Here is a 25,283-nt window from a genome sequence, read left to right on the forward strand (position 1 = left end):
TCTCGCCCGACGCCACCGGCCCCGCGACCGCTGGCTTGTCGGCGCCTTGCGCGTTCGACGAACCCGCAGGGCCCGCGGGTACGTCTGCGCCCCCGGCCGCGGGTGCCGAAGACGCTCCGGAAGCCGCGACGACCGTGGCCGTTCCGGCACCGGACGCGTCGGCTCCGGGGGCCACGGGGCCCGTCCCAGCACCACCAGCACCACCAGCACCACCAGCACCACCAGCACCACCGGCACCACCGGCGACGACCGCGCCTTCCGTGCCTGCCGTGCCCTGATCCGCTGCGGCGCCGGGCTGTCCCTCCGCCCTTTCGCTCTCGCGTGGACGCCCCGGCTCCTTGCGGTCCACCGCGTGAGAGCGTCCCGCATCCGGCTCCCGGTTGCCCGGAAGAGCGGCCCCGCCGTCGGACGCGCGATCGGACGCGCGATCGGCCGCACGGTCGAGCGCCGCGCCGAACGCGTCGCTCCGCCCCCGTGCCGCAGGGCTCCCCGGCGTGACCGGTCGCAGTCCTCCGGCCGGGGTCGCAGTGGCCGGAGCCGCCGGCATGGCCGCCGTCACAGCGAGCTCCCCTGCAGGAGGGACGCGAACAGGGCGCGCATGGTGTCGGCCTGGGCCGTGGAGGCCGACCCCGCCGAGGCGAGTGCGGCGGAAGCGGCCGACGCGATGGACGCACCCTGCGGCGCCGTCGGCACCACGCGCCGGATCGTGACGATGTCCGAGTCCTTCATCCAGTTGTTCACGAGGCTGACGGTCCGTCCTTCGCTCGGCGCGTGGATGACCTTCCCGTCTCCGGCGTAGATGACGATGTGCTCGCCTCCATTGGTGACGATGAGATCGCCGGGCTGAGCCTGCGCGAGCGAGGGAACCTCGGTGCCGACCGTCGACTGGCCCGAGACGAGCCGCGGGACGTCGATCCCGAGGTCCTTGAAGACCCGCTGCACGAGCCCCGAGCAGTCGAGGCCGGAGGCACTGGTCCCGCCGAACACGTACGGCACCCCCAGGTACTTCTTCGCGTCGGCGACGACGTCGGCGCCCGTCACACCGGCGCCGCTGCCCGCACCGCCGACGCCGCCGACCGACGCGGCTCCCCCGAGGCCGGAGGCGCCGAGCGCGCCCGTCAGCGCCTCGGCGAACGAGCTCGCCGAGTCCGTCCCTCCCGGCGCACCAGCCGCGCCGGCGGCTCCGGTACCCCGGGTGGCGGTCGCGGCCTTGCCCAGCCCGTCGAGCTGCACGATCGCGGCCTGGATCTGCGCGATCCTGCCCACCGCATCGGCGATCGTCATGCCTCCCCCGCCTCCCTGGCTCGCCGCCACGATCCGGTGGCGATCTCGTCGATCGCCGCCTGCTCGGTCGCCAGCTGCCCCGCGACGACCTCCGCGTCGTGCCGCGCCTCGAGCTTCTCCAGACCGACGGCCCGCTTCTTCGCCTCGGTGAAGGCACCCTGTGCGCGCTGCACCTCCTGCTCCGCCTGCGCGGTCAGCGCGTTCAGGTCGCCGAGCATGCTGCGGGTGGAGGCGCGGGCTGCGGCGAGCGCGAACAGCGTCCCGGCGTCCGCAGCCTCGGCCGGCAGGGCGTGCAGGGCGGCGATGGCGCGCGCCTGCCGCTCCCCCGCGTCGCGCCGGAACGCGTTGGCCGCGGCGAGGTCGCTCGCCGCGTGGTCCTTCTCGATCTGCCGCAGCCGGAGAAGTCCGGCGAGTGCGAATCCTCGTGTCATCACGCACCTCCCAGTGTCGAGACGAGAGCCCCCAGCCGCCCCCACGACTCGGCGGCCGGGGCCGGCTCGCCGATGCCCTGGCGGAGGAACCCGTCGATCGCGTCGGCGTGCGCGACGGCGGCGTCGACCTTGGCGTTCGTGCCCGGCTTGTAGGCGCCGACATCGAGGAGGTCCTGCGCGCCGACCTTGGCGGCGAGGATGCTCCTCAGCGCCGTCGCCGTCGCCCGCTGCTCGCTCGTGGTGACCCGGGACGCCAGGCGCGAGATGGACCCGAGCACATCGACGGAGGGGAAGTGCCCGACGACCGACAGCCGCCGGTCGAGCACCACGTGACCGTCCAGGATGGACCGCGCCGCGTCGGCGATCGGTTCGTTGTGGTCGTCGCCGTCGACGAGGACGGTGTAGAGCCCGGTGACGGAGCCGGTCTCGCCGGTGCCCGCGCGTTCGAGCAATTGCGCCAGGAGGGAGAACGTCGAGGGCGGGTAGCCTCGCGTCGCGGGCGGCTCGCCCGCCGACAGCCCGATCTCGCGCTGCGCCATCGCCACCCGCGTCAGCGAGTCCATCATGAGGACGACGTGCGCCCCCCGGTCGCGGAACGACTCCGCGATGCGGGTGGCGGCGAAGGCCGCACGGAGGCGCATGACCGCCGGTTCGTCGGAGGTCGCGACGACGACGACCGAGCGCGCCAGGCCTTCCGGGCCGAGGTCGTCCTCGAGGAACTCCCTGACCTCGCGGCCCCGCTCCCCCACCAGCGCGATCACCGACACCTCGGCCTCGGTGCCCCGGGCGATCATCGACAGCAGGGACGACTTCCCGACGCCCGACCCGGCGAAGAGCCCGAGCCGCTGCCCGCGCCCGGTCGTCACCAGGGTGTCGAGCACCCGGACGCCCAGGCCGAGCGGCTCCAGGATGCGCGCGCGCCGCATCGCGTCCGGAGCCCGGTTGTCGAGCGGGACGAAGCCGTCGGCGGCGACGGGTCCGTGACCGTCGACGGGGCGACCGAGCGCGTCGATGACGCGCCCGAGGAGCCCGGAGCCGGTCGGGACGAGGAGCGGCGCCGTCACGGCGCGCGCCGGCGCTCCCGCTGCGATACCCGTCAGCCGTCCGTAGGGCATCACGCGGAGCCGATCTGCGGAAGCAGCGACGACCTCGGCGTGCACCCGGGTCTCGTCGCCGATGACCACGACGTCTCCGATCGCCGTGGCCAGCCCCTCCACCTCGGCCCCCAGCCCGACCACCGCGGCGACGCGGCCGACGCGTTCGGGTCTCGCCGCGCGCACCGCCGTGTCCCACTGTGCAAGCGTCGCGGTCACGAGAGGACCGCCTTGGACCGCTCGAGTGCGGCACCGATGCGGGCATCGAGCCACCCTCCCGGCAGTTCTCCGATCGCGTCCCCACGGGAAATGGAGGGATCACGAACGACCAGCATGCCTCGAGAGGCATGAACTCCTTCCAGGACGTCGTCGAGCAGATCGGCGTCTGCCGGGTGCAGGCGGATCGCCGCGACCGCTCCCTCGGCGTCCGCCTCGATGACCCGGGCGACAGCGGCACGCGCTGCCGCCAGCTCATCCACGAGTGCGGCGCCGACCACGGCCTCGGCAAGATCGAAAGCCGCCGCGACCAACGACGCCTCCACGTCCGCCTGGACCGGGAGCGTCGCATCCCGCAGCCCCCGCGCCGCGGCGTGGAGGGTCGAGACCGCCGCCGCGAGTTGCGCGGCCCTTTCAGCGGCCTCCTCCGTCTGCGCCTTCTGCGCAGCGGCCAGCCAGCGCTCCTGCTCGAGGGCGGCGCTCCGGCGTCCGTCGGCGTAGCCGGCCGCGTACCCGCGCGACCGCGCCGCGGCGCCGACCGCGCGCTCGTGATCGGTCTCCGCCAGCACGGGGACCGTCAGCGGGGCGAAGTATGCCTCATTCGACATATGCGTCCTCGTCGCCCCGTTGGACCGTGATCGCTCCGCTCGCCTCCAGGTCGCGGATCGAGCGCACGATCTCGGCTCGGGCGTCCTCCACCTGCGACAGGCGCACCGGGCCGAGCATGCGGACCTCGTCCTCGAGGATCTCGCGGTTGCGTTCCGAGAGGTTGGTGGTGATCACCTCGGCCACCGTCGCCGATGCGCCCTTCATGGCGACCGCGAGCACGGCGGCGTCGACGCCGCGCAGCACCTGCTGGACGTCGCGCGCCTCCAGCCGGACGATGTCGTCGAAGGTGAGCATCCGCGAGCGGACCTCCTCGGCGAGGTCGGCGTCGCGCCGCTCCAGCGCCTCCAGCAGGGCCTTCTCGGTGGCGGCATCGGCCCGGTTGATGATGTCGACGAGCGGCTGGATGCCGCCGACCCGATCGGAGGCCGCACGGGAGGCGACGACGGCGCTCGCCCGCTGCTTGAGCGTGTCTGCGACCACCCGCACCGCGTCGGGGCTCGGCGAGCCCATCGTCGCGATCGCGTGCGCCACTTCGGTCCGCGCCTGTTCGTCCAGCCCGGTCAGCACGCGGGAGGCGTGGTCCGAGCGGAGGTGCGCGAGTACCAGCGCACAGGTCTGCGGCAGCTCGCCGGCGAGCAGCATCTGGATCTGGCCGGGCTCGACCGCGTCCAGGAACTCGAACTGCTTGCCGGCGAGGCTCGAGGCGACCCGGTTCAGGACGCCCGTCGCCCGCTCCGCGCCGAACGAGGCCTCGAGCAGGCCGACCGCCACGTCGCGTCCTCCGCGCGCGCTCAGAGCGCCCCGGGTCGCGAGGTCGTGGAACTCGCTCATCGCCCTCTCCGCCGTGGCGGCGTCGACGCGTCGCAGGCGAAGGATCTCAGCGGTGATCTCGTCCGCCTCCGCGTCGGAGAACTGCTTCATCACCTGGGCCGCGCGCTGCTGATCCATGTTCATCAGCACCACGGCGACCTTCTGAGCGCCGGTCAGCGGGGCCGCCGTCATACCGATGCCCGATCATCCATGAGGCTGCGCAGGAACTCCGCCGTCTTCTGCGGATCGCGGTCGGCGAGCGCCTCGATCTCGGCGCGGCGACGGTCTGCGGCGACCTCCTCCGCGTCGGGTCCGGCGTCGGGCAGGGGGTCGAGCTGCATGGGCACCGTGGGCGCGGCCTGCTGGAGGGGCAGCGGGAACGGCGTCGCCTCGAAGGCGAGCGTCGGCTCGGGACCCTCGATCGCCTCCTCCCCCGCTCGGCGGCGGCTCCGGCGCACCAGCACGAGCACGAGGACGAGCGCCGCGAGGACGGCGGCCGCGATGATGGAGGTGCGGACGATCGCGGTCAGCTGGTCCGCCGTGGCGGCGTCCTTCGCCTCCTGGAGCGCCTTGGCCGCCTCCGTCGCGCCCGCCTTGCTGAACGGCACCGTCTCGACGCTCACCGAGTCGCCGCGCTGGAGGTCGATGCCCGCGGCGGCGTCGACGAGGTTGCGGATCTCGGCCGTGCTGACGCTCCCGATGGCGTCGGAGTTCAGCGCGACCGAGACGGTCTGGCGGGTGACCGCACCCGCCGGGATCGTTCGCTGCTCGGTCACCTTGTCGACCGCGTTGTCCTTCGTGGCCGACTCCGAGCTGAACGAGCCGTTGCCGTTCCCTCCGTTCGGCACCGCGATGTTGTCGGGACCGAGCACGCCGGCGGCCGAGCCTCCGCCGGTGCCCGTGTAGGTCTCCTTCTGCGTGGTCTCGCTGAGCGACGGGGCGTTCGTCGGGGTCGTGTACGACTCCTCGGTGCGCTGGGCGGACTCGGTGCTCACGTCCGCAGCGACGGCGACCGTCGCGTTCCCCGGTCCGACCACCTTGTCGAGCATGTCCTGCACGGCCGTCTTGACGCGGGTCTCGTAGTCGGTCGCCTGCTTGTCCGCTCCCCCGGTCGCCCCGGTTCCCACCGCGCTCAGCACGGTGCCGTCGGCACTCACGACGGCCACATCGGTGGGCTTCATGCCGGTGATCGCCGCGCTCGTGAGGTGCACGATCGCCTGGACCTGATCGGGGGTCAGCGTCACGCCGTTCTGGGTCTCGACGAACACCGACGCCGTCGGGTCCTTCTTGTCCGCCACGAAGACGGAGTCCTGCGGGATGGCGAGCCGCACGGACGCGGTCTTCACGCCCTTCATCGCCGAGATCGTGTTGGCGAGCTCCCCCTCCATGGCCCGCTTGTACGTCACGGACTGCTGGAACTCCGAGGAGGTGACGCCCATCTTGTCGAGCAGCGAGTAGCCGCCGGTGGTCGATGCCGGGAGGCCGGCCGACGCGGCCTTGAGACGCTCGTCGTAGACCTTCTCCTGGGGCACGAGGATCGTCGCGCCGCCGTCGGTCAGCTGGTAGGGCACGCCGTCCGTCCGGAGCTGGTCGACGATGCTCGAGGCGTCGGCCGCCTGCAGTCCCGAGAACAGCGGCGTGTAGGTCGGCTGCGACGCCCAGAGGGCGATGCCGGTCACACCGAGCGCCACGACCGCGACGCCGATGATCGCGATCACCCGCTGGGCGACCGAGAAGCCGCGGACCGTGTCGCCGAGCCGCCGGAGGAAGCTGGTCACCTGCTGCGGCATCAGGCCTGCATCCGCATGATCTCGTTGAACGCGTCGACGGCCTTGTTGCGCACGCCGGCGACGAGCTCGAGGGTCACCTGGGCCCGGGTGGAGGCGAGGGTCGCCTGGTGGATGTCGTCCAGATTCCCGGTCACGGCCTGGATCGCGAGCTTGTCACTGGTCCCCTGCAGCTGCTGGAGGTTGTCGACGGCGCCGGTGAGCGCATCGGAGAACGACGTGCCGCCGGCGCCACCCACCGCGGACGGACCCGCAGGGCCCGCGGGGAGGGGCGACACCGCCGAGACGGCGCCGATCGCTGGGATGGGCATCAGTTCCTCCCGATCTGGAGAGCGGCCTGGTACGTCTCCTTGGCGCGGTCGACCACGGCGGCGTTCGCCTGGTAGCCGCGCTGCGCCATGATGAGGGATCCCATCTGCTCGGACAGGTCGATGTCCGGGTAGCGCACGTAGCCGTTCGCGTCGGCGACCGGGTTGTCGGGCTCGTAGACCATGCGGCCCTGAGCGCTCCCGTACGAGGCGCCGGCGACGTACGCGCCGGAGTCGCCCGGTCCCTCCTGGGCGACGATGTAGCGCGCCTGGAAGGCGGCGCCGCTCGTCGGCTTGGCCGTGTTGATGTTCGCGATGTTGTCCGAGATGGCGTCCAGCCAGTGGCGGTGGAGGGTCAGGCCCGTCCCCGCGATCCCGATGGCGTCGAAAGTCATGTGCGATCCCTCCGGGGCGTCAGGTGGTCTTCAGAGCGGCTCGGACGGCGGTGAACTCGGTGCCGGCGGCCTGGGAGGCGAACTGGAACCGGAGCACGGTGTCGACGTTCGACAGCGTCTCCGTGTCGAGATTGACGTTGTTCCCGTCGGTGCGGGTCGGCTCGAGCGAACGCTGAGTGGAGGCGACGGCGCGGCCGTCGTGACGGGCGACCGACTGCGCGAGGGCGTCCTCGAAGGACACGCGCTCGGCCGTGTAGCCCGGGGTGTTGACGTTGGCGATGTTGTTCGCGATCGCGCGCTGCCGGGCGGACAGCCCGTCGAGGGCGCTGGCGAGCGCGGCGCTGGTCACGGATTCGAGCACGACGGGAACTCCAACTGTCGCGGGGGCGGCCCATCCGTGGCCAGGTCGGCGAGCGATCCATGCTCGCACCCAGCTATCGGCAGCTCTCCCCCGGCCGTTAGGGACCCGCGGCCGGCTCTTCCTTCCGCGCCCCGCGACTCCGGCGCTCAGCGCCTTTTCCCACACGGTCATCCACAGGTGCTCACACCTTGGGAATTACAGCCGTGTTATTTCGTAGCTTTGTTCGAGCGGCGGCGTGTGTGCAGAAAAGTGCCGATCAGAGGGGATTTGCGGAAGCTGAGAATTCTGAGAGCCACCTCAGGCCGGGCGTGTCCTCCACACCCCGACGCCCGTCATCCACGAGTTCTCAACAGAGTTATCCACAGGTGGACAAGCTCAGCGTCGAGACCGAGCCCGGAGTCAGCCGATGAGGTCGAAGTACACGGGACGCGGCCCCGTCTCCGCGCGCGGCACGGCGTTCACCGCCGCAAGGTGCTTCGCGGTGGTCTGCCGGACGTCCTCGAGGTAGCGGATCACGTGCAGCTGGGCTTCCAGGAGGCGCGCTGCCCGCTCCTGCAGCTCCGGCGGCAGGGGCCCGAGGCCGATCGGCGGACGCCACGGCACCGGGTCCGTGCTCGAGAGCGCGGCGTGGAGCTCCTGCTCCATCCGGCTCAGGGCGTCGGACCAGGCGTCCACCTCAGGCGACTCCGAGGTCCGCGCCGGCGGCGAGGGTCGCGGCGGGCACCTGGGCGGCGGCCTCGTGCCACGCCTCGCGCAGCGGCTCCACCAGGGCCGTCGCCTGGCGGATCGACTCCGCGTCGCGCTCGATCATTCCGCCGACGATGAGGTCGGCGAGGTAGCCGTAGAGGCGGAGGAGGTCCTCGGCGCCGTCCCAGAGGTCGACGCGGAGGCTCGACGCCAGCTCGGCGACGATCTGGTCGGCATGCCGCAGGTGCTCCCAGGCGTGAGGCCAGCGCCCGGCCTCGAGCGCCTCCCGGCCACGCGCGAGGTCGAGGACCAGCCGGTCGTAGAGCATCGTGAGGAGCCGCGCGGGGCTCGCGGAGAGCACGCTGTCGCGGTTGTAGGCGGAGCGCTTGGCGGCGGCGGAGACAATCGACATGATCAGCCTGCGGGGGGAGTGGGGAGGGATCCGAGCTGGCCGGTGAGCCAGGAGGACTGGGACTGCAGCTGCTGGAGCTGGACTTCGAGGTTGGCGTAGGTCTTCTCGAGCGTGGAACGGCGGTCGGCGAGGCGGGTGTCCCAGTCGGTGATCTGATCGTTGAGGTCTTTGACCGTCGACTGCTCGCCCTTGATCTTCAGCGAGATGGAGCCGGTGTACGAGTCGCTCGCTGCCGTGGAGGCGTCGGCCACGCGCTGGGCGATCGTCGACAGCGCCGCCTTCACGGTCACCGGGTCGGCGGCCATGGCCTTGCCGAACGCGTCGGAGTCGAACGTGACGGCGCCGTCCTTGGTGATGCTGATGCCGTACGTCGAGGGCGAGATGCCGTTGACGGGGGCGATGACCGCATCGAGCAGCTGCTGGTTGACGTCGCGCGCGGTCGAGTCGCTCGTGAACGGACCGCCCGTGACGACCGTGCCACCGGCCGCGTCGGTCGACGTGGAGACCGCCTGCTGCTGCGAGATGAACGTCAGGATGCCGTTCACGCCCGAGACGAGCGAGTTCGCGGCAGCGGTGAGACTCTTGTCATCGCGGGCCACGGTGAGGGTGACCGGCGTCGCGGACGTCGCGGTGACCGACACCGAGACGCCGGGGAGGAGGTCGCTGAACGTGTTGGTGGCGCTCGTCACCGTCTGCGCCGCGGCGGTCCCGGCCCACAGGGTGAGCTGGGCGTCCTGTGCCTGCCTGACCTGGGCCGCTCCCGGATCGGACAGGAGGTTCGTCGCGGTTCCCGCCGCGACATCGGCCGGGGTGCCGCGGTACACGGTGAACGCGCCGGCGGCGCCCGTCTTGGCCGAGGTGAGCTGGAGGCGGTACAGCGGCTGACCGGTGGAGGGGTCGAGCCCCGCCGAGACCTGCGTCGCGTTCACTCCCACGCCCGCCTGGTTGATGGCGGCGGCGACGTCCGCCAGCGACGCGCTCGCGGCCGTCACCTGCGTCGTCGTCCCGTCCGCCGCGACGAAGGTCAGCGTCGGCGGCTGGTCGGGCCACTGGGTGAGCGGGCCTGTCACGATCACCTGCGATTGGGCCAGCTTGTCCACCGTGAAGTCGATGGTCCCGTCGACGGCGCCCGTGCCGGCCGTCGCTGTGACCGCCGTCGAGGTGGTGGACGCCGTGTGCAGGTCGACACCCGCGGGCTGCGCGAGCGCGCCGGCCGAGGTGGCGAGGGCGGCGACCTTGGAGTTGAGCGACTGCATCGCCGTGATGAAGGTCGTCGAGTCGGCGACCTTGTTCTTCAGCAGGGTCTGCGGGATCGCCTCCGCCTGCATGAGCGAGTCGATCAGCTGAGTCGTGTTGAGGCCGCTGATCAGCCCGTCGACTGCCATGCCCATGGGTGGTCCTCCTCCTACGCCGGGCTCGAAGCGGTGTGGTGCTGGTAGTGCGGGTGGTGCCCTTCCGGGGGCTCCGGGCGGCCGGGGCGCGCGTCAGGGAGGCGCGCCCCGGCCGACGCGGTCAGCGGAGCAGCTGCAGGACGCCCTGGTTGGACTGGTTCGCCTGGGCGAGCATCGCCGTGCCGGCCTGCGACAGGATGTTGGAGCGGGTGTACTTCACCATCTCCTCGGCCATGTCGGTGTCGGTGATCCGGCTGGAGGCGGCCGACAGGTTCTCCTTCGAGACGTTGAGGCTGCGGACAGCCGACTCGAAGCGGTTCTGCGAGGCACCGAGCTGGGCGCGGGCCGTCGAGATCGCCGTGATGGCGGTGTCGATGTTGCCGATGGTGGTCTGCGCCGCGGTGTTGCTGGTCACATCGAAGCCCGTCGCGCCGGTCGCGCCCGACAGGGTGCCCACCGAGGTGGCGACGTCGGCGAGGCTGACGTCGATCTTGTCGTTCGCGGTGGCGCCGGCGCCCACCTGGAACGTCAGCGTGCCGCCCTTCAGCAGGTCGATCCCGTTGAAGTTGGTGCCCTGCGTGATGCGGTCGAGCTCCTTGCCGAGCTCGTCCGCCTCCGTCTTGATCGCCGCGCGCGACGTGGTGTTGTTCGAGTCGTTGCCGCCCTGGACGGCCAGGTCGCGCATGCGCTGCAGGATGGAGTGGACCTCGGTGAGCGAGCCTTCAGCGGTCTGCACGACGCTGATGCCGTCCTGGGCGTTGCGGGCGGCGACGGTGAGACCGCCGACCTGCGACTTCAGGCCCTCCGAGATGGCGAGGCCGGCCGCGTCGTCCGCCGCACGGTTGATGCGGAGGCCGCTGGACAGCTTCTCGAGCGACTTGGACAGGTCGTTCTGAGTGTTGTTCAGGTTGCGGTAGGCGTTGTTCGCCGCGATGTTGGTGTTGATCTGCATACCCATGATGTTTCCTCCATGACTGGGTGGTGGTCCGGGGCCGTCCGTGGCCCGCGAAGACGTCTATCGGCACCCCGGCCGATCCCGTTAGCGACGCGATCGGCCGGCTCAGGACGCCCGGGCCGAGCTGGGCGGGGTGGGGGAGAGGCGGGACACGCCCGCGACCGCGTGCTGGGCGAGTCGCGCGAGGTACGCACTGCGGCGTGCCTGCGAGGTCTTCGCCTCGATGACGGCCGGGTCGCCCTCGTCGGCGTAGTGCGTCGCCATGCCCTCGCGCATGAGCCGGATCGCCTCCGAGCGCTGCTGCGAGACGGCGGAGTGGGTGATGCCGAGCTCCTCGGCGATCTCGGTGACCGTCCGGTCGTCGAAGTACACCGCCTCCACGATGGCGCGCATGCGGTCGGGGAGCGCGGCGACCGCGGCGCGGACGTACGCGGTCTGCTCGTCCGCGAGGAGCGCCTCCTCGGGGCCGACGGTCTCGGAGACGAGGAAGCTCTCGACGGTCTCATCGAGCGCGGTGACCGTCCGGGCGGCGTCGGAGAGTCCCGCCGCCGCCGTCTCCCGGTCGACGCCGAGCGCGTGGGCGATCTCCTCGACGGTGGGCTTCCGCCCGAAGGCGCTGGTGAGGCTCTCCTGCACGGCGAGAGTCTCCTTGATGCGCTTGCGCGCCGAGCGGGTGGCCCAGTCGCCGGCGCGCAGCTCGTCGGCGAGCGCCCCGAGGATGCGGGTGCGGGCGTACGCGCCGAACGGGACCCCGGTGCCGGCGTCGTAGGCGTCGGCCGCGGTGACGAGCGCGACCGCCCCCGCCGAGGCGAGGTCGTCGCGGGACAGGTGCGTGGCTCTCGAGCAGAGGTCGGAGACGAGGTAGCCGACGAGCGGCAGGTTCTCGACGACGAGCGCATTGCGTTCTGTGCGGTTCACGCGGGGTGGCCCCTTCATCGGACGGGTACAGGCGCCCTGGGCAGGGCGTATCGGGTACTCGGGCGGTGCTGGTTCCGCTCGGGCTTACTTCGGGTGCCGGGCGGACGCTAGGGGTCTTCCGTTGTTCACGGTAACAACCGGTCGGTGTTCGGAGCGCGCACGTTCTGCCCCCACAACAGGGCAGGGAGTACCCCCAGTAGTGGGAACAGCGGAAGACCTGAAAGATCGCTAGGTGAGCCGGAGAGGTCTTTCAGGGCCCACCGCCTAACATCGACCCCAGGTGTGCCGATTGTCCTCTCTGGCGGCGGGCGCGGATCCGTTCCGCGGCCGAAGACCCGAGGGGACCAGGTGCGCACAACCACTCACGAGGAAGTCGGGAGCGACATGGCCGCGAGCGAGCTGTCCGCCCAGCTCTGGAAGGAGCGCGAACTGCTCGAGCTCCTCCTGTTCAAGCTGGAGGAGGAGCAGCTGCTGCTCGTCGCCGGCCGGTCCCGCTGGATCGCCCACGCGACCCGGGAGGTCGAGCAGGTCATGGAGCGCATGCGCGCCGCCGGCCTCGCCCGCACCGTGGAGGTGGCGACGCTCGCCGAGCAGTGGGGCATCGGTCCCGACGCGACGCTCCGTGAGCTCGCCGCCGCAGCCCCCGACGGGATCTGGTCCGACATCTTCGCCTCCCATCTGGCGGCGATGACCGAGCTGACGGGGCAGATCGCGGAGGTGCGCGACACGAACGAGCGGCTCCTCCGGGAGGCGGCGCGCTCGACCCAGGAGACGCTGAGCGGACTCGCGGGCGCGGCCGGCGCCGGCGTCTACGACGCATCGGGGGACAACCGCGCCGAGCCGGGCGCGCGCTTCTTCGACACGGAGGCGTGACGGTGAGCACCTTCAGCGGCCTGAACACCGCCTACACGGGCCTCGTCGCGGCCAAGGCCGGTCTCGACGTGGTCGGGCAGAACCTCGCCAACGCCAACACGCAGGGGTACACGCGGCAGCGGGTGACGACCTCAGGAGTTCCGGCCCTCTCGGCGGCCGGCCTGTTCAGCGGGGGAGTCCGCCCCGGCCAGGGCGTCAGCGTCGACGGCATCCAGCGGCTCGACGACGCCGGCCTCGACTCCCGCGTCCGCACGACGTCCGCCCTGTCGGGGTACAGCGGGACGCGCGCCCAGACACTGTCGAGCCTGGAGGCGTCCCTCAACGAGCCGGGGACGGGCGGGATCTCGACCTCCCTGCAGAAGTTCTGGTCCGCCTGGGGCGATGTCGCCAACCAGGCCGGGGAGCCCGCACCCGCCGGCGTCCTGCTCGGTCAGGCCGGGAGCCTGGTCTCGCAGATCGCGGCCGGATACCAGGCGGTCGACGACCAGTGGTCGGCGCTTCGCGGCCAGACGGACGGCATGGTCGCCGACCTCAACACCGCCGCCACCGCCGTCGCCGACCTCAACGGACGCATCCGCTCGGCGCTGGCCGCCGGGCAGTCGGCCAACGAGCTCCTCGACCGCCGCGACCAGCTCACCGGGAGCATCGCCAAGCTCGCGGGAGGCGTGGTCCGGCCCCGCGACGACGGCACCGTCGACGTGCTCGTCGGCGGGAACGCGCTCGTCACCGGGACGACCGCCAACGCGGTCAGCCTCGCCGGCGCACCCCGCATGTCCGGCGCCGCCTCCGACCCGGTCCGGCTGGAGTGGGCCTACCGGCCAGGAACCGCCATCGCGCTCGAGGGCGGATCGATCGCGGGCGCCGTGTCGTCGCTCGCCCCCGCCGACGCCGCCGGCACCGGGGGAGTGCTGGCCGAGGCTGCAGCCGGCTACAACGCCTTCGCCGTCGCGCTGGCCCAGCGGGTGAACGCCGTGCACACGACCGGAGCGACCCCCTCCGGCGCCACAGGCCTCGACTTCTTCGCGATCGACGCGTCGAAACCGGCCGCGCTCGGCCTGTCGGTCGTCCCGACGGACGTCACCGGCATCGCCACGGGAGCACCGGGCGCCGGGGGAGCGGACGGCAGCGTCGCGGATGCGATCGCGGGCCTCGGCACCGGCCAGAACGCGGTCGACAAGCAGTGGTTGGCTTTCGTCGTCCGCGTGGGCGTCGCCTCCAAGACCGAGCAGCAGCAGTCCGATCTGGCCGACCTGGCATCGACGGCGGCGGCGAATGCGCAGCTCGCCGGCACCTCGGTCGACCTCGACGAGGAGAACATGAACATGCTGACCTTCCAGCACGCCTACCAGGGAGCCGCCCGCGTGATGACCGCGGTCGACGAGACGCTCGATGTGCTCATCAACCACACCGGAATCGTCGGGAGGTAACCGTGTTCAGCCGAGTGACGACCGCGACGCAGACGGCCAACGCGCAGCGCAACCTGCAGCTCAGCCTCCAGCGTCAGACCCAGCTCTACGACCAGGCGACGAGCCGGCGCCTCCTGACCAAGCCGTCGGACGACCCGACAGCCACCGCGAGTGCGCTCGACGTCCGCTCGGGCCAGGCCGCCACCGCGCAGTACCAGCGCAACGCCGACAACGGGGACTCCTGGCTGTCGACCGCCGACTCGGCCCTGACCTCGGTGGAGGGACTCCTCCGGCGGGTGCGCGACCTGACCGTCCAGGGCGCCAACGACGGGGCGCTGTCGGCAGCCGCCAAGGAGTCGATCGCCACCGAGCTCGACGGGCTGAAGAAGAGCCTCCTGTCGACGGCGAACACGACCTATGTCGGGCGCAGCGTCTTCGCCGGCAACTCGGACGCCGGCGTCGCGTTCCGCCCGGACTACTCGTTCACCGGCGTCCCCGGAAGTACAGTGGAGCGGAGGATCGGCCCCGACTCGACCGTCCGCGTCGACTCGGACGGCGCTGCGGTGTTCGGCACCGGGTCGTCGTCGGTGTTCGCGCTGATCGACAACACGGTGAACGACCTGCGCACGGGGGTCAACGTCGGGCCGCGCCTCGCTGAGATCGACGACAGGATGAAGGCGGTCGTGGGAGAGCACGCGCAGATCGGCGGACGGCAGACCCGCCTCGACCAGGCGAAGGACGCCCTGGCGGTGGGCGCGAACTCGCTGGAGGCGCAGCGCTCGAGCCTCGAGGACGCCGACCTCTCGAAGGTGCTCCTCGACCTGAAGACGCAGGACGTCAACTACCAGACCGCGATCGCGGTGACCGCCCGGGTGCTGCAGCCCACGCTCATGGACTTCCTCCGATGAGCGCCGTGCGATTCCTGACGCCCCCTCCGGGCCTCGAGCCCCTCGCGGACTTCGAGCTGGAGGCGGTGGCCGGTGCCCCCGGGCTCTTCACGCTCACCGCCGCCGAGCGACCCGAGATCCGGCTCTTCGTCATCGACGCGGAGCGGCACCTCCCCGGCTACTCGCCCGAGCTGCCCGACGACCTCGCGGCTGCGCTCGGAGTGACGGCGGCCGAGGAGGCGCAGCTGCTCGTGGTGGTCACCCCCTCCCAGCAAGGCAGCACGGTGAACCTGCTCGCGCCGATCGTCGTGGGCCGGCTGAGCGGCGAAGCGGTTCAGCTCGTGCTCGAGGACGACGGCCTTCCTCTCCGGGCCGAGCTCGCGGCGGTCGCCGGCGCCTGACCGGCGCCGTCGCGCCATCACGGTCGGGAGGCGCGGCCTACTTCGCGGGCTTCGCCGGGCACGGGGCCGACTGCGTCATGGCGTCCGTCGCCTGCTGCTCGGACCAGGGGAGCGACGCGACCACCTTGGCGCCCTTCTGCGTCGCGGGCACCTTCGACACGATGGCGGCGAGGCGCTGGGCGAGCGCCTGGGCGAACCCCGTTCCCGGGGTCGAGTTGTTCAGCATCGCGACGATCGTGAGGCCCGATGACGGGTCGGCGTACGCCGCCGACACGTAGCCGGGCATCGCCCCGCTGCTCCCGCGGAGCGGGCCGAGCAGCTGCACGCCCAGCCCGTACTTCTGCCAGGAGGCGCCGGTGGCGATGCCGTCGACCTGCGCGCTCTCGGCGCGGTCGCTGAGGAGGCGGCCGCCGGCGAGGGCCTGCACGAACGCCTTCTCGTCGGCGACCGTCGAGACGACGCCTCCCGCAGTCCAGCCCATCGAGGAGGAGAGCCTCGTGACATCGACGGGATGGCCGCACACGGGCGCACCGGCGGCGTCCAGAGCGGCGGCGTACCCCGCCGGATGCGAAGCGGCGAGGGCCATCTGCCCGCTCGGCGGCAGGCTGCTCGACGCCATCCCGAGCCGGTCGAAGACGTATTTCTTGTAGAGGTCGGGCCACGAGGTGTTCGTCGCGCTCTGCAGCGCCATGCCGACGAGGACGTAGTCGGTGAGCGACGGCGCGTACTTCTCGCCCGGCTGACTGCTGCGCGCCATGGCGAGCCCGTCGCTCGCCAGCTCGAGCGGAGGCCACTGCCGGGTGGGGTTGTTCACGAACGAGGCCCGCAGCGCGGCACCGATGTCACCGACCCCGGAGGTGTTCTGACACAGTTCGCGAAGCGTGATGCCCCCGGAGCCGACGAGACCCGGCACCCACCGGGTGAGCTGGTCGTCCAGCTCGACGACGCCCCGGTCGACGAGCTCGAGCATCACCGTGCAGGTCATCGGGATGGTGTTCTGACCGATCCGGTAGATCATGCCGGAGGTGACCGGCGTGGACCCGCCGCGCGTGGTCGTGCCGAAGGCCTTCACGTAGCTGCCGGCCCACGGAGCCCAGACGCCCACCACCCCGCCGGAGGCGTCCGCGAGCCGCTGGGCGTCCGTCGCGGCCGCGTCGAGGCTCTTCGTGACCGACCCCGGGAGCCCGCCCGGCTGCTGCTCCGGAAGCCCCGAGTGGAGGGCGCCCGTGCAGCCCGTCAGAACCAGCGCGAGGAGCGCGGCCGCCGCGGCGAGCATCCTGGGTCTCCGTCGCATCCATCCCCCGAGGTCGTGTTCCTGTCCCTGGATTGTAGCCGCAGGCAGGAAGCGGGCCGGAGCACAAGGGCCTGGACTCCCAATCCGATGACGACGATTCTCCGAATGAGAGATGAGGCGCGCGTCCGTGCGCCGTCCAAGGAGGAACGAAATGCGCACGTCACCCAACCGAATCGTCGCCACCGTCTTCGGCGCCGTCTACCTGCTGGTGGGCCTTCTCGGCTTCGCGGTCACCGGAGGCGTCGGCTTCGTCGCGACGCAGGGCGGACTGCTTCTCGGCATCTTCGCCGTGAACCCGCTGCACAACATCGCCCACCTGCTGATCGGCGCGGCACTGCTCATCGCCGGTCTGACCCGGGCGAGCGCCGCCAAGGCCGTCAACATCACCGTCGGAGCGGTCTACCTGCTCCTCGGCATCATCGGCTTCTTCCTGGTCGGGACCGCGGCGAACATCCTCGCCCTGAACACCCCCGACCACTTCCTCCACCTGCTGAGCGCGATCGTGCTGCTCGGCGTCGGCCTGGGAGCCGAGCGCACCGCTCGCTCCGCCTCCCTGACGGCCTGATCGACGGGCCACGGCACATCATGAGCAGGATGACCGGAACGCTCCGGGAGGCGGTCGTGCACACGCTGCCGTCCGTCCCGGCTCTTCCGCCGGCGGGAGGGCGCGGCCTGGCGGTCGCACCCTCCACCCGGGCGTTCCTCGCCGTGGCCGCGCTGGGGGCCGGGCTGCTTCACGCGGCCCTCGCCCCCAGCGCACCCCCCGTCCTGCTCGCTCTTCTCCTCGCCGCGTCGATCGCCGAACTGGGCTGGGCCGTCGCGACCCTCGCCCGCGATCGGCCGCCGCTTTTCGGGCTCGTGCCGGCGCTGGCCCTCGTGCCGGTCGGGCTGTGGGCCTCCCTCGCCGTCGTCGGGGCGACGGCGACCTCCGGGAGCGTCCTGGTGCTCCCGCTCCTTCCGATGGGCGCCGCGTCGCTGCTCGATGTGGCCGTCGCCGCCACGACTGCCGTGGCCTTGCGTCGTCGGCGACCCGCGCGCGCCGACTCGGGCGCGCTGCGTTTCGTGGCCGCCCTGGTGCTCAGCGCCGCGGCCGTCTGCGCGGTCACGGTCCCCGCGCTCGGTCAGACCGACGCCGGTATCGCCGCGGTGACCCTCCACCACCACCACTGAGGCACAGCGGCGACCCGGCGTCAGCGGCCCGCGGTCAGCGGCGGCTCAGCCGGAAGGACTGATCGCCGAACCGCACCACCGAGCCGGAGTCGACCTCGTGCCGGGTCTTCGGATCGCACGCGAAGGTGCCCTCGCCGGGATAGGTGATGGAGGTGCCGTTTGCGGAGCCCAGATCCATGACCCAGAACACGCCGTCGTACTGCCCGAACGCGAGGTGGGCGCGGGAGACCGACTTGGCGTCGTCGGCGATGGTGACGAACTCGACGTGGGCCGGGTCGTCGAGCTCCGTGCCCGGCGTGTGGGCGGCGGGGTTGCGGCCGATCACGCCGTTGCCGGTGGTCTCGACCCTCCTGCCGTCGCTGAAGTCGAGTACGAAGGTGGTCGCCATCGTCGCCTCTCTCATCCGTTCCCTGCCGTCACCGGCACGGTGACGGGTCGTGCGTCGCGCATGAAGCGCTCCACGTCCGGGTCGACGGTGATGTCGCCCGGCCGCAGCGGCCTGGTCAGGTAGAGCCCGTCGAGGCTCGTGATCCGGCTGAGCGCCACGTAGGTCTGGCCGGGGGTGAACGCCCGCGAGCCGAGGTCGACGATCGCCGCGTCGTAGGTCTTCCCCTGGGACTTGTGGATGGTGACCGCCCAGGCGAGCCGCAGCGGGAACTGCGTGAACTCGGCGACCACGTCCTTCGTGAGCTTCTTCGTCTCGGGCGCGTAGCTGTACCGGAACTTCTCCCAGATGGCCGGCTCGACCTCGTGCACTTGGCCGTCGACGTCGACGAAGACGTTGGTGTCGATGCGGGTGACCGTGCCGATCGTGCCGTTCACCCACCGCGGCCCGTCGCCCTGCCCGACATCGTTGCGCAGGAACATGACCTGCGCGCCGACCTTGAGCTCCAGCACCTCGTCTGCGGGGTACGTGCGCCCGCCGAAGTCGCCGCTGACCTCCGCCTTGGCCGTGAGGGCGCGGCCCGGCAGCTCGGCGAGGGCGCGCGCGTTGATCTTGTTGACGATGTCGTTGCGCGTCGCCAGCGTGATCGTCCCGTCGCGCGGGGCGGGGCGCGCGCCGACGGTATTGAGCCGGTCGGCGATCTCCCTCGTCACCTGACCGTGCCGCACCGCGTTCAGCATGAAGCGGAACTCCGACTCGTGCTGCCGGTGCACCTGCAGCAGTTCGACGAGGCGGAGGTCCGCCTCCTGCCAGACCTTCGCGTCGAAGAACCACATCGAGCGGTAGGTGTCGGCGAAGTAGGCGCGCTCCTCCTGATCGCCGGGGACCGGGGCGAGCTGGTAGGGGTCGCCGAAGAGCACGACCTGCACACCGCCGAAGGGCTCGCCGGCGCGCTGACGCGCCTGGCGCAGGCTCCGGTCGACCGCGTCCATCAGGTCGGCGTTGACCATCGAGACCTCGTCGATGACGAGCGTGTCGATGCTGTTGAGCAGCTTCTTGAGCTCGACGGTCTGGTCGATGTCGTGGTCGGCGATGACGCCGATCGGGAGGCGGAACAGCGAGTGGATCGTCTGACCGCCGACGTTGAGCGCGGCCACCCCGGTCGGCGCGCAGATCACGATCGACTTCTCGGTGTTCCACGACAGATGGCCCAGGAGGGTCGACTTGCCCGTGCCCGCGCGGCCGGTGACGAACACGTGCTCGCGCGTGTTCTCGATGAGTTCGAACACCGCCTGCTGCTCCGGTGAGAGCGAGAGTCGGCCCATCCGAGTCCCTTCCCTCTCGCCCGGCCTGCCGGACTACTCTAACGCGCCTCCCGCTCCCAGCCCGGCCCATCCACAGCCTCCTAGGATGAGCACATGGCTGGGGAGGAATCGGTCGCGCGCCGTCGCGCCGTGCTGCTCTGGTCGGGGATCGGCGTCCTCCTCCTGGTCGCTTTCGCCGCCGCCTTCGGCGCGGTGCAGCGCACGTACTACAGCGCCTCCGGGTTCGTGACCGCCTACGTCGGCGCCCTGGCCGCTCATGACCTCCCCTCAGCACTGAGCATGCCCGGTGCGGCGCCGACGGCTGCCTCGCTCACAGCCTCCGGACTGCCGGCGAACGCCTCCCGGGAGCTGCTGCGTTCCGACGTGCTTCCCGAGCTGAGCGACGTCTCGGTGCTCTCCGACCGCACCGAGCCCACCGGAGCGCACACGGTGACCGTCCGCGTGCTCTCCGACGGCCAGCCCGTCACAGCCACCTTCAGCGTCAAGCGCTCGGGCTCCGTCCTCGGCTTCCTGCCGACGTGGGCGTTCGCCACGTCGCCCCTGACCGTCGCGCACGTCACCGTCGCGCACGCCGACGCGTTCACCCTCGGGGCTCACACGCTGCAGCCGCGGGCCGCGGCACCCGATCAGCCGGCCGACGCGTTCACCGTGTCCGCCGATTACGTGATGCCGGCCCCGGCGCGGTACCGCTTCACACACCGCTCGGCGATGCTCGCAGCCGCCCCCGCCGTCCTGGAGGCGCGCCCCGGCAAGGTCACCGAGACCACCGTGGACGCCGAGCCGACCCCGGCCTTCACCGGGGAGGTCGACAAGCAGCTCCGCGGGTTCCTCGACGCCTGCGTGAAGCAGACGGTGCTCCAGCCGGCCGGATGCCCGATGGGCGCGCAGATCGACGACCGGGTTCAGGGCGACCCCCACTGGTCGATGGTGAGCTACCCGCCCGTGCACCTGGCGGCGGGACCGACCGGCTGGGTGATGCCCCAGACCGTGGGCGTGGCGCACCTGTCGGCCTCGGTCCAGTCGCTCTTCGACGGCACGGTGTCGCAGCGGGAGTCGGACGAGCAGTTCGCGGTGTCGCTGACCAGCGTGGTGATCCGCCCGGACGGTTCGCTCGACATCATCGTCGGGGACTGACGCCGCTCCTCCGGGGTCAGCGCCGAGCCGTGTCCTGCTCGGCCAACCGGGCGAGCCGCTGGTTGTAGGCCCGCAGCTCGGCGTCGTCGGTGCGGTCGGCGTTCCGGTCGCGGCGGCGCGTCTCGCGCTCGTCGCTCCGGCTCCACTGGATCGCGACGACGATGGCGAGCGCCACCGTCGGGATCTCGCCGATGCTCCACGCGATGCCGCCGCCGGTCTGCTGATCGATGAGCGGCGGGTCGCCCCAGGTTCGGCCCATCGCGCCGAACCAGTCGGCCAGCAGCAGTCCGTGCATCTGCATGATCGACAGGCCGAAGAACGCGTGGAACGCCATCGTGAGCAGCAGCAGGACGAGGCGGAACGGGTACGGGAGGCGGTACTTGACGGGGTCGATGCCGATGAGGGACTGCACGAACAGGTACCCGGTGATCAGGAAGTGCACGACCATCCACTCGTGCCCGACGTGGTCGGTCGTGGCCCAGCGGAAGACCGGCGTGTAATAGAAGACCCACAGCGAGCCGGCGAAGAGCACGGCCGCCACGATGGGGTTGGAGATGAACTCGGCGAAGCGCGAATGCACGGCGAGGAGGATCCACTCGCGGCCACCGCGCGAACCGTCGGTCCGCTTGCGGATCGACCGCGCCGCCAGCGTGACCGGCGCCCCGGGAACGAGAAGCAACGGCACCGCCATCGTGAGGACCATGTGCGCGGACATGTGCGCCGAGAAGAGGTACTTCTCGTAGACGTTGACGCCGCCGTTCGTGATGTAGAACAGCAGGGCGATCCCGAGGGTCCACAGAATGGTGCGGTACACGGGCCAGCGGTCGCCACGTCGGCGCAGCCGCCACACCCCGGCGAGGTAGAAGAACAGCGCGAAGGCGCAGCCGAGCACCCACAGCAGGTCGAAGTTCCAGCTGGTGAAGAGCCGCCCGAAGGTCAGCTCAGGAGGGAGGCGATCCCCGGTGAGGATCTCGGCGGGCGTCGGCGTGGCCGCCCGGGTCTGCGGGACCGGCGTCACGGTGCGAGCCAGCGCCGCGGCGACGCCGGAGGCGATCCCCATGAACGCCAGCTCGCCGACGACGATCCACCAGAAGCTCCGCGGCTCACCGGAGCTCTTTAGCCGCCCGATGAGGTAGCGCCGCTGGGTGACGCCGAACAGGCCGAGGACGACGAGCGCCGCGACCTTGACGAGCACGAGGACCCCGTACGGCGTCGCGAGCTCGGCCAGGGTGCCCACGCGGAGCTCGGCGTTCACATACCCCGACGCGGCGACCACGATGAAGCAGACCAGGGCGACCGAGGAGTAGCGCTCGAGGACGGTCACGAGCCGGCCGCCTCCGAGTGTTCGCTTGACGATCACGAGAGTGACGAGTCCGCCCAGCCAGATGGCGGCGAACAGCACGTGGAGCCCGAAGGAGGTCACGGCGGCGTCGTGGCCGGCGGCCTCGGCGCTGTGGCCCTGCTGCGCCATCGGGACGACCGCTGCCATCGCGAGCGCCGTCACGAAGAGGATCGCCGTGTGATTGCGCACCGCGAAGCAGAGGACGGTCACCGCCGCGGCGATGAGGGTGATCCCGAGCCACGCCTGACCCAGCGAGACGCTCGTGATGAACGAGCTGAGGCCGGCGCTGAAGGTGTCGTCGAACGACCACGGCACGTTCGAGACGCTCACGAAGGTGAAGAGCCCCGTGGCGGCTGCGGCGATCGTCATGACGGCGGCCGACCCCGCGGCGAAGTCGAGCGCCTTGCCGTATTCGTCGCGGCCCGGCGAGAAGGCGAAGCACGCGAGCACCAGCGCTCCGAGGGTCCCGGCGAGGCTCAGGTTCACGATCAGCGTCGCCGCGGGAAGGCCCCAGCGGACCAGCGCACCCGGGTCGGCGAGCAGCGGCGCCGCCGCGCCTCCCCCGAACGCGAGCGCGGCGACCATGGCTGCCAGCGCTGCCAGAAGCAGCACGGCCGGGCCGATCACACGCAGAATCCGGGGCACCCGACAAGCCTACGTCGAGCCCGCTGAGCGGCAGCCCACAGCCGCCGTCCCGAGCACTCCTCAACCCCCGGCCGCGCCGGTTGTCAACCGCTCGATCCGCCTCCCGGCGAGGGGCTTCATGGTCCGCACACCTCCGAAGACCACGGAAAGGACACGGAGCATGAGCATGTCAGGGGAACGGCCCACGGACACTCCGATCTACGACAGCAGGCGGGAGACGCTCCCCGAGGACGACGAGTTCGTCGACGAGACGGAGGTCGTCGAGGTCGTCGAGGTCGTGCCCATCGGGACCGTGGACGAGTCGCTCGTCGCACAGCCGGGGTACGCGCCTGGCGCGGGTTACGCCTCCGGCACCCCCACCGGGTCCGGCTCGGGCGGAATGGCGTCGGCCGCCAAGGAGGAGGCCGGCAATCTCGCTGGAACCACCGCCGACGCGGCGAAGGATGTGGCGGGAGTCGCCAAGGAGCAGGTGCAGAACGTCGCCGGAGAAGCCAAGTCGCAGGCGCAGGACCTCCTCCGCCAGACGCAGGAAGAGCTCCGCGCCCAGGCCGCGCAGCAGCAGCAGCGCGTCGCCACGGGCCTCCGCTCGGTCGGCGACGAACTGGACCAGATGGCCGGCGCCTCCGACGCGCAGGGGATGGCGAGCGACCTCGCGCGGCAGGCGGCGCAGCGGGCCCACTCGGTCGCGGGCTGGCTCGACCGGCGCGACCCGGGCTCGCTCCTCCAGGAGCTGAAGTCGTACGCGCGCCGCAACCCGGGCACCTTCATCGCCGGCGCCGCCATCGCCGGCGCGCTCGCGGGGCGGCTGACACGGGCGCTGGCCAGCGGCGCATCCGAGGCGCACGGCTCTGCGGGCGGTACCTCGAACCCGGGAACGCTCGGAGGCGACCTGTGACCGATCGGCCCACCCCCTCCGAGGAGCGCGCCGCCACCGCATCGCTGGGCGAACTGCTCAGCGAGGTGACGCGCGACCTCTCGACACTGATCCGTCAGGAGATGGAGCTCGCCAAGGCCGAACTCCGTCAGACGGCCACGCGCGCCGGCAAGGGCGCGGGCCTCCTCGGGGGCGCCGGGTACGCCGCCCTCATGGCGGTCCTCTTCCTGTCGATCGCCCTGTGGTGGGCGCTCGGCTACCTGATGGGCAACGCCTGGTCCGGCGTGGTCGTGGCGGTGATCTGGGGGATCGTCGCACTGATCCTCTACGTCGTGGGCCGCAACCAGCTGAAGACCGTCAAAGGCGTCCCGCAGACCGTCGAGACGGTCAAGGAATTCCCGCAGACCCTGAAACGAAACGGAGAGAACCGATGAGCGACGACCCCGACATCATCCGAGCCGAGATCGAGGAGACGCGCCGCGAGCTGAGCGGCGACGTCGACGCGGTGGCCGACAAGGTCACGCCGAGCAAGATCGTGGACCGGCAGAAGCGGAAGGTCTCCGGCGCCTTCCATTCGCTCACCGAACGCGTGATGGGGAGCGATTCGAGCCACCGCTCGCTGGGCGACGTGGCGGGAGACACGGGCGACGCCGTCGCGAACGCCGGGCGCACGGTCGTCGACAAGGCCGAGGGCAACCCGTTGGCGGTGGGACTGATCGCCTTCGGCGTGGGCTGGCTCGCCGCCTCCCTCGTCCCGGCGAGCAGGAAGGAGAAGGAGCTCGCCTCCAGCGCCAAGGAGGCGGCCCAGCCGCTGATCCAGGAGGTCGCCGACGCGGGCAAGCAGGTCGCGCAGAATCTGAAGGAGCCCGCCCAGGACGCCGTGCAGGCGGTGCGGGACACCGCGCAGGACGGAGCCGCGACCGTCAGGGCCGAGGCGTCGGACCGGGCGGGCGATGTGGCCGATGAGGCGAAGCAGTCGGGGGAGCGCCTCCAGAGCAACACCTGACGGCTTCTGCGTCAGCGTCCAGGAACGCGAAGAGGGCGGCACCGCACGATGCGGTGCCGCCCTCTTCCAGGCCTGGGCCGAATTACTTGACGGCGGCCTTGAGCTTCGAGCCCGCGGTCAGCTTCACGCGGTGGCCGGCCGGGATCGAGATCTCCTCGCCGGTCTGCGGGTTGCGACCCGTGCGCGCGGCGGTCTCGCTGCGCTCGGCGGCGAGCCAACCCGGGATGGTGACCTTGCCGCCCTTGGCGACCGTCTCGCTGATGGTGGTGAAGAAAGCGTCGACGACGCTCGAGACGGTGGCCTGGCTCTGACCCGACGCGGCAGCGACGGCGGCGACCAGCTCGGTCTTGTTCAGGTTGTCAGCCATTGAGTGTCCTCCTCGGACCTTGTGCTGGATCTACAGCTTCTTTGTGGAACGGTTGAGGCCACGTGGGCCGTTACGTTTGGTCGGTCGACCGCCTCGAATGTATCAGAGACCCGCGGAAATACGCGGATTTCCGGGGACTTTCGGTCGCCCGGCGACGACAAAGGGGCGCCCGGCCGAAGCCGGACGCCCCTCGAGCGTCGATCGCGCTGCTTACCAGCTCGACTTGGTGATGCCGGGCAGCTCGCCGCGGTGCGCCATGTCGCGGAAGCGGACACGCGAGATGCCGAACTTGCTGAGGTTTCCGCGGGGGCGGCCGTCGACCGCGTCGCGGTTGCGGACGCGGATCGGGGAGGCGTCGCGCGGCAGCTTCTGCAGGCCCACGCGGGCGGCCTCGCGGGACTCGTCGGTGCCGTTCGGGTCGACGAGGGCCTTCTTGAGCTCGGCGCGCTTGGCGGCGTAGCGTGCGACGACGACCTTGCGCTGCTCGTTCTTGGCGATCTTGGACTTCTTGGCCAT

General features: G+C 71.5%; 30 protein-coding genes. 10 read left to right on the top strand and 20 right to left on the bottom strand.

Annotation, left to right across the window (positions count from 1 at the left end; translation table 11 throughout):
• Positions 1–555 precede the first annotated feature (555 nt).
• From FPT20_RS16130 to FPT20_RS16195, 14 genes are all read right to left on the bottom strand, one after another.
• Complete coding sequence (locus tag FPT20_RS16130; protein ID WP_158867179.1) at positions 556–1,284, bottom strand: C40 family peptidase; 729 nt, start codon at positions 1,282–1,284, stop codon at positions 556–558.
• Positions 1,281–1,715 (bottom strand): flagellar FliJ family protein, encoded by a 435-nt coding sequence (locus tag FPT20_RS16135; protein ID WP_158867181.1) that lies wholly within the window; start codon positions 1,713–1,715, stop codon positions 1,281–1,283. The genes FPT20_RS16130 and FPT20_RS16135 overlap by 4 nt, the downstream gene beginning before the upstream one ends.
• Positions 1,715–3,028 (bottom strand): FliI/YscN family ATPase, encoded by a 1,314-nt coding sequence (locus tag FPT20_RS16140; protein WP_158867184.1) that lies wholly within the window; start codon positions 3,026–3,028, stop codon positions 1,715–1,717. Before FPT20_RS16140 ends, FPT20_RS16135 begins: the two co-directional genes overlap by 1 nt.
• Positions 3,025–3,633, bottom strand: coding sequence for a FliH/SctL family protein (locus FPT20_RS16145; protein WP_158867186.1), 609 nt, complete (start codon positions 3,631–3,633; stop codon positions 3,025–3,027). The genes FPT20_RS16140 and FPT20_RS16145 overlap by 4 nt, the downstream gene beginning before the upstream one ends.
• On the bottom strand, positions 3,623–4,636 hold the full coding sequence (gene fliG / locus FPT20_RS16150) for a flagellar motor switch protein FliG (RefSeq protein ID WP_158867188.1): 1,014 nt from the start codon (positions 4,634–4,636) through the stop codon (positions 3,623–3,625). Before fliG ends, FPT20_RS16145 begins: the two co-directional genes overlap by 11 nt.
• Positions 4,633–6,234, bottom strand: a complete 1,602-nt coding sequence (gene fliF / locus FPT20_RS16155) for a flagellar basal-body MS-ring/collar protein FliF (RefSeq protein ID WP_158867190.1) — start codon at positions 6,232–6,234, stop codon at positions 4,633–4,635. The genes fliG and fliF overlap by 4 nt, the downstream gene beginning before the upstream one ends.
• Positions 6,234–6,542, bottom strand: coding sequence for a flagellar hook-basal body complex protein FliE (gene fliE, locus FPT20_RS16160; protein WP_158867192.1), 309 nt, complete (start codon positions 6,540–6,542; stop codon positions 6,234–6,236). The genes fliF and fliE overlap by 1 nt, the downstream gene beginning before the upstream one ends.
• The gene (locus FPT20_RS16165) at positions 6,542–6,934 is read right to left on the bottom strand and encodes a flagellar basal body rod protein FlgC (protein ID WP_158867194.1); all 393 of its coding nucleotides are present in this window, start codon (positions 6,932–6,934) and stop codon (positions 6,542–6,544) included. The genes fliE and FPT20_RS16165 overlap by 1 nt, the downstream gene beginning before the upstream one ends.
• A gap of 19 nt (positions 6,935–6,953) precedes the next feature.
• A complete protein-coding gene (locus FPT20_RS16170) occupies positions 6,954–7,295 on the bottom strand; it encodes a flagellar basal body rod protein FlgB (RefSeq protein ID WP_158867196.1) in 342 nt (113 codons plus the stop codon).
• Between the two features lie 399 nt (positions 7,296–7,694).
• Positions 7,695–7,970 (bottom strand): hypothetical protein, encoded by a 276-nt coding sequence (locus FPT20_RS16175; protein ID WP_233265577.1) that lies wholly within the window; start codon positions 7,968–7,970, stop codon positions 7,695–7,697.
• A 1-nt stretch (position 7,971) separates the two neighbouring features.
• Entirely contained in the window at positions 7,972–8,394 is a 423-nt protein-coding gene (locus tag FPT20_RS16180) for a flagellar export chaperone FliS (protein ID WP_233265578.1), read from the bottom strand.
• 2 nt (positions 8,395–8,396) lie between these two features.
• Positions 8,397–9,785, bottom strand: coding sequence for a flagellar filament capping protein FliD (gene fliD / locus FPT20_RS16185; protein ID WP_158867198.1), 1,389 nt, complete (start codon positions 9,783–9,785; stop codon positions 8,397–8,399).
• Positions 9,786–9,906: 121 nt separating this feature from the next.
• A complete protein-coding gene (locus FPT20_RS16190) occupies positions 9,907–10,743 on the bottom strand; it encodes a flagellin N-terminal helical domain-containing protein (protein WP_199245857.1) in 837 nt (278 codons plus the stop codon).
• A 102-nt stretch (positions 10,744–10,845) separates the two neighbouring features.
• Complete coding sequence (locus tag FPT20_RS16195; protein WP_158867200.1) at positions 10,846–11,658, bottom strand: sigma-70 family RNA polymerase sigma factor; 813 nt, start codon at positions 11,656–11,658, stop codon at positions 10,846–10,848.
• A 384-nt stretch (positions 11,659–12,042) separates the two neighbouring features.
• On the opposite strand from FPT20_RS16195, the gene flgN reads away from it, so the two are divergent.
• The 4 genes from flgN to FPT20_RS16215 are packed head-to-tail and all read left to right on the top strand — an operon-like array spanning position 12,043 to position 15,225.
• Entirely contained in the window at positions 12,043–12,531 is a 489-nt protein-coding gene (gene flgN, locus FPT20_RS16200) for a flagellar export chaperone FlgN (RefSeq protein ID WP_158868325.1), read from the top strand.
• Between the two features lie 2 nt (positions 12,532–12,533).
• Entirely contained in the window at positions 12,534–13,958 is a 1,425-nt protein-coding gene (gene flgK / locus FPT20_RS16205; RefSeq protein ID WP_158867203.1) for a flagellar hook-associated protein FlgK, read from the top strand.
• 14 nt (positions 13,959–13,972) lie between these two features.
• Positions 13,973–14,845, top strand: a complete 873-nt coding sequence (flgL, locus tag FPT20_RS16210; protein ID WP_325064798.1) for a flagellar hook-associated protein FlgL — start codon at positions 13,973–13,975, stop codon at positions 14,843–14,845.
• Positions 14,842–15,225, top strand: coding sequence for a flagellar assembly protein FliW (locus tag FPT20_RS16215; RefSeq protein ID WP_158867207.1), 384 nt, complete (start codon positions 14,842–14,844; stop codon positions 15,223–15,225). The genes flgL and FPT20_RS16215 overlap by 4 nt, the downstream gene beginning before the upstream one ends.
• A 37-nt stretch (positions 15,226–15,262) precedes the next feature.
• Here the strand turns inward: FPT20_RS16215 and FPT20_RS16220 are convergent, their stop codons facing one another.
• A complete protein-coding gene (locus FPT20_RS16220; RefSeq protein ID WP_158867209.1) occupies positions 15,263–16,519 on the bottom strand; it encodes a serine hydrolase domain-containing protein in 1,257 nt (418 codons plus the stop codon).
• Between the two features lie 151 nt (positions 16,520–16,670).
• Here FPT20_RS16220 and FPT20_RS16225 point away from each other — a divergent pair, with 151 nt between their 5' ends.
• Both FPT20_RS16225 and FPT20_RS16230 read left to right on the top strand, forming a co-directional pair.
• A complete protein-coding gene (locus FPT20_RS16225; RefSeq protein WP_158867211.1) occupies positions 16,671–17,084 on the top strand; it encodes a DUF4383 domain-containing protein in 414 nt (137 codons plus the stop codon).
• A 29-nt stretch (positions 17,085–17,113) separates the two neighbouring features.
• Positions 17,114–17,689: a hypothetical protein gene (locus FPT20_RS16230; RefSeq protein ID WP_233265579.1), complete on the top strand. Its 576-nt coding sequence runs from the start codon at positions 17,114–17,116 to the stop codon at positions 17,687–17,689.
• A gap of 34 nt (positions 17,690–17,723) precedes the next feature.
• Here the strand turns inward: FPT20_RS16230 and FPT20_RS16235 are convergent, their stop codons facing one another.
• Positions 17,724–18,077 (bottom strand): FHA domain-containing protein, encoded by a 354-nt coding sequence (locus FPT20_RS16235; protein WP_158867213.1) that lies wholly within the window; start codon positions 18,075–18,077, stop codon positions 17,724–17,726.
• A gap of 11 nt (positions 18,078–18,088) precedes the next feature.
• Entirely contained in the window at positions 18,089–19,399 is a 1,311-nt protein-coding gene (locus FPT20_RS16240) for an ATP-dependent DNA helicase (protein WP_158867215.1), read from the bottom strand.
• Positions 19,400–19,492: 93 nt separating this feature from the next.
• Here FPT20_RS16240 and FPT20_RS16245 point away from each other — a divergent pair, with 93 nt between their 5' ends.
• Positions 19,493–20,533: a hypothetical protein gene (locus FPT20_RS16245; protein ID WP_158867217.1), complete on the top strand. Its 1,041-nt coding sequence runs from the start codon at positions 19,493–19,495 to the stop codon at positions 20,531–20,533.
• Between the two features lie 16 nt (positions 20,534–20,549).
• Here FPT20_RS16245 and FPT20_RS16250 read toward each other — a convergent pair whose 3' ends face one another.
• Positions 20,550–22,460 (bottom strand): cytochrome c oxidase assembly protein, encoded by a 1,911-nt coding sequence (locus FPT20_RS16250; protein ID WP_199246058.1) that lies wholly within the window; start codon positions 22,458–22,460, stop codon positions 20,550–20,552.
• A gap of 220 nt (positions 22,461–22,680) precedes the next feature.
• Between FPT20_RS16250 and FPT20_RS16255 the strand changes: the two genes are divergently transcribed.
• From FPT20_RS16255 to FPT20_RS16265, 3 genes are read left to right on the top strand one after another with little or no spacing between them, the layout of a single operon-like run.
• Positions 22,681–23,415: a hypothetical protein gene (locus tag FPT20_RS16255; RefSeq protein WP_158867219.1), complete on the top strand. Its 735-nt coding sequence runs from the start codon at positions 22,681–22,683 to the stop codon at positions 23,413–23,415.
• The gene (locus tag FPT20_RS16260) at positions 23,412–23,828 is read left to right on the top strand and encodes a phage holin family protein (protein WP_158867221.1); all 417 of its coding nucleotides are present in this window, start codon (positions 23,412–23,414) and stop codon (positions 23,826–23,828) included. Before FPT20_RS16255 ends, FPT20_RS16260 begins: the two co-directional genes overlap by 4 nt.
• Positions 23,825–24,400 (top strand): DUF3618 domain-containing protein, encoded by a 576-nt coding sequence (locus tag FPT20_RS16265; protein ID WP_158867223.1) that lies wholly within the window; start codon positions 23,825–23,827, stop codon positions 24,398–24,400. The genes FPT20_RS16260 and FPT20_RS16265 overlap by 4 nt, the downstream gene beginning before the upstream one ends.
• An 82-nt stretch (positions 24,401–24,482) precedes the next feature.
• Here the strand turns inward: FPT20_RS16265 and FPT20_RS16270 are convergent, their stop codons facing one another.
• Positions 24,483–24,767, bottom strand: coding sequence for an HU family DNA-binding protein (locus FPT20_RS16270; protein WP_158867225.1), 285 nt, complete (start codon positions 24,765–24,767; stop codon positions 24,483–24,485).
• A 210-nt stretch (positions 24,768–24,977) separates the two neighbouring features.
• A complete protein-coding gene (rpsN, locus tag FPT20_RS16275; RefSeq protein ID WP_064110429.1) occupies positions 24,978–25,283 on the bottom strand; it encodes a 30S ribosomal protein S14 in 306 nt (101 codons plus the stop codon).

It is taken from the genome of Leifsonia sp. AG29, assembly GCF_009765225.1.
In the GTDB taxonomy this organism is placed as follows: Bacteria; Actinomycetota; Actinomycetes; order Actinomycetales; family Microbacteriaceae; genus Leifsonia.

What these genes read in the sequence shown, in the direction of transcription:
- flgN (WP_158868325.1), top strand. Translation starts at nt 12,043, where the DNA reads ATGGCCGCGAGCGAGCTGTCCGCCCAGCTCTGGAAGGAGCGCGAACTG.
- rpsN (WP_064110429.1), bottom strand. Translation starts at nt 25,283, where the DNA reads ATGGCCAAGAAGTCCAAGATCGCCAAGAACGAGCAGCGCAAGGTCGTC.
- FPT20_RS16215 (WP_158867207.1), top strand. Translation starts at nt 14,842, where the DNA reads ATGAGCGCCGTGCGATTCCTGACGCCCCCTCCGGGCCTCGAGCCCCTC.
- fliG (WP_158867188.1), bottom strand. Translation starts at nt 4,636, where the DNA reads ATGACGGCGGCCCCGCTGACCGGCGCTCAGAAGGTCGCCGTGGTGCTG.
- fliD (WP_158867198.1), bottom strand. Translation starts at nt 9,785, where the DNA reads ATGGGCATGGCAGTCGACGGGCTGATCAGCGGCCTCAACACGACTCAG.
- FPT20_RS16190 (WP_199245857.1), bottom strand. Translation starts at nt 10,743, where the DNA reads ATGGGTATGCAGATCAACACCAACATCGCGGCGAACAACGCCTACCGC.
- FPT20_RS16265 (WP_158867223.1), top strand. Translation starts at nt 23,825, where the DNA reads ATGAGCGACGACCCCGACATCATCCGAGCCGAGATCGAGGAGACGCGC.
- fliE (WP_158867192.1), bottom strand. Translation starts at nt 6,542, where the DNA reads ATGCCCATCCCAGCGATCGGCGCCGTCTCGGCGGTGTCGCCCCTCCCC.
- FPT20_RS16220 (WP_158867209.1), bottom strand. Translation starts at nt 16,519, where the DNA reads ATGCGACGGAGACCCAGGATGCTCGCCGCGGCGGCCGCGCTCCTCGCG.
- FPT20_RS16250 (WP_199246058.1), bottom strand. Translation starts at nt 22,460, where the DNA reads ATGGTCGCCGCGCTCGCGTTCGGGGGAGGCGCGGCGGCGCCGCTGCTC.
- FPT20_RS16245 (WP_158867217.1), top strand. Translation starts at nt 19,493, where the DNA reads ATGGCTGGGGAGGAATCGGTCGCGCGCCGTCGCGCCGTGCTGCTCTGG.
- FPT20_RS16135 (WP_158867181.1), bottom strand. Translation starts at nt 1,715, where the DNA reads ATGACACGAGGATTCGCACTCGCCGGACTTCTCCGGCTGCGGCAGATC.
- fliF (WP_158867190.1), bottom strand. Translation starts at nt 6,234, where the DNA reads ATGCCGCAGCAGGTGACCAGCTTCCTCCGGCGGCTCGGCGACACGGTC.
- FPT20_RS16225 (WP_158867211.1), top strand. Translation starts at nt 16,671, where the DNA reads ATGCGCACGTCACCCAACCGAATCGTCGCCACCGTCTTCGGCGCCGTC.
- FPT20_RS16255 (WP_158867219.1), top strand. Translation starts at nt 22,681, where the DNA reads ATGAGCATGTCAGGGGAACGGCCCACGGACACTCCGATCTACGACAGC.
- FPT20_RS16180 (WP_233265578.1), bottom strand. Translation starts at nt 8,394, where the DNA reads ATGTCGATTGTCTCCGCCGCCGCCAAGCGCTCCGCCTACAACCGCGAC.
- FPT20_RS16145 (WP_158867186.1), bottom strand. Translation starts at nt 3,633, where the DNA reads ATGTCGAATGAGGCATACTTCGCCCCGCTGACGGTCCCCGTGCTGGCG.
- FPT20_RS16235 (WP_158867213.1), bottom strand. Translation starts at nt 18,077, where the DNA reads ATGGCGACCACCTTCGTACTCGACTTCAGCGACGGCAGGAGGGTCGAG.
- FPT20_RS16230 (WP_233265579.1), top strand. Translation starts at nt 17,114, where the DNA reads ATGACCGGAACGCTCCGGGAGGCGGTCGTGCACACGCTGCCGTCCGTC.
- FPT20_RS16270 (WP_158867225.1), bottom strand. Translation starts at nt 24,767, where the DNA reads ATGGCTGACAACCTGAACAAGACCGAGCTGGTCGCCGCCGTCGCTGCC.
- FPT20_RS16240 (WP_158867215.1), bottom strand. Translation starts at nt 19,399, where the DNA reads ATGGGCCGACTCTCGCTCTCACCGGAGCAGCAGGCGGTGTTCGAACTC.
- FPT20_RS16130 (WP_158867179.1), bottom strand. Translation starts at nt 1,284, where the DNA reads ATGACGATCGCCGATGCGGTGGGCAGGATCGCGCAGATCCAGGCCGCG.
- FPT20_RS16165 (WP_158867194.1), bottom strand. Translation starts at nt 6,934, where the DNA reads ATGACTTTCGACGCCATCGGGATCGCGGGGACGGGCCTGACCCTCCAC.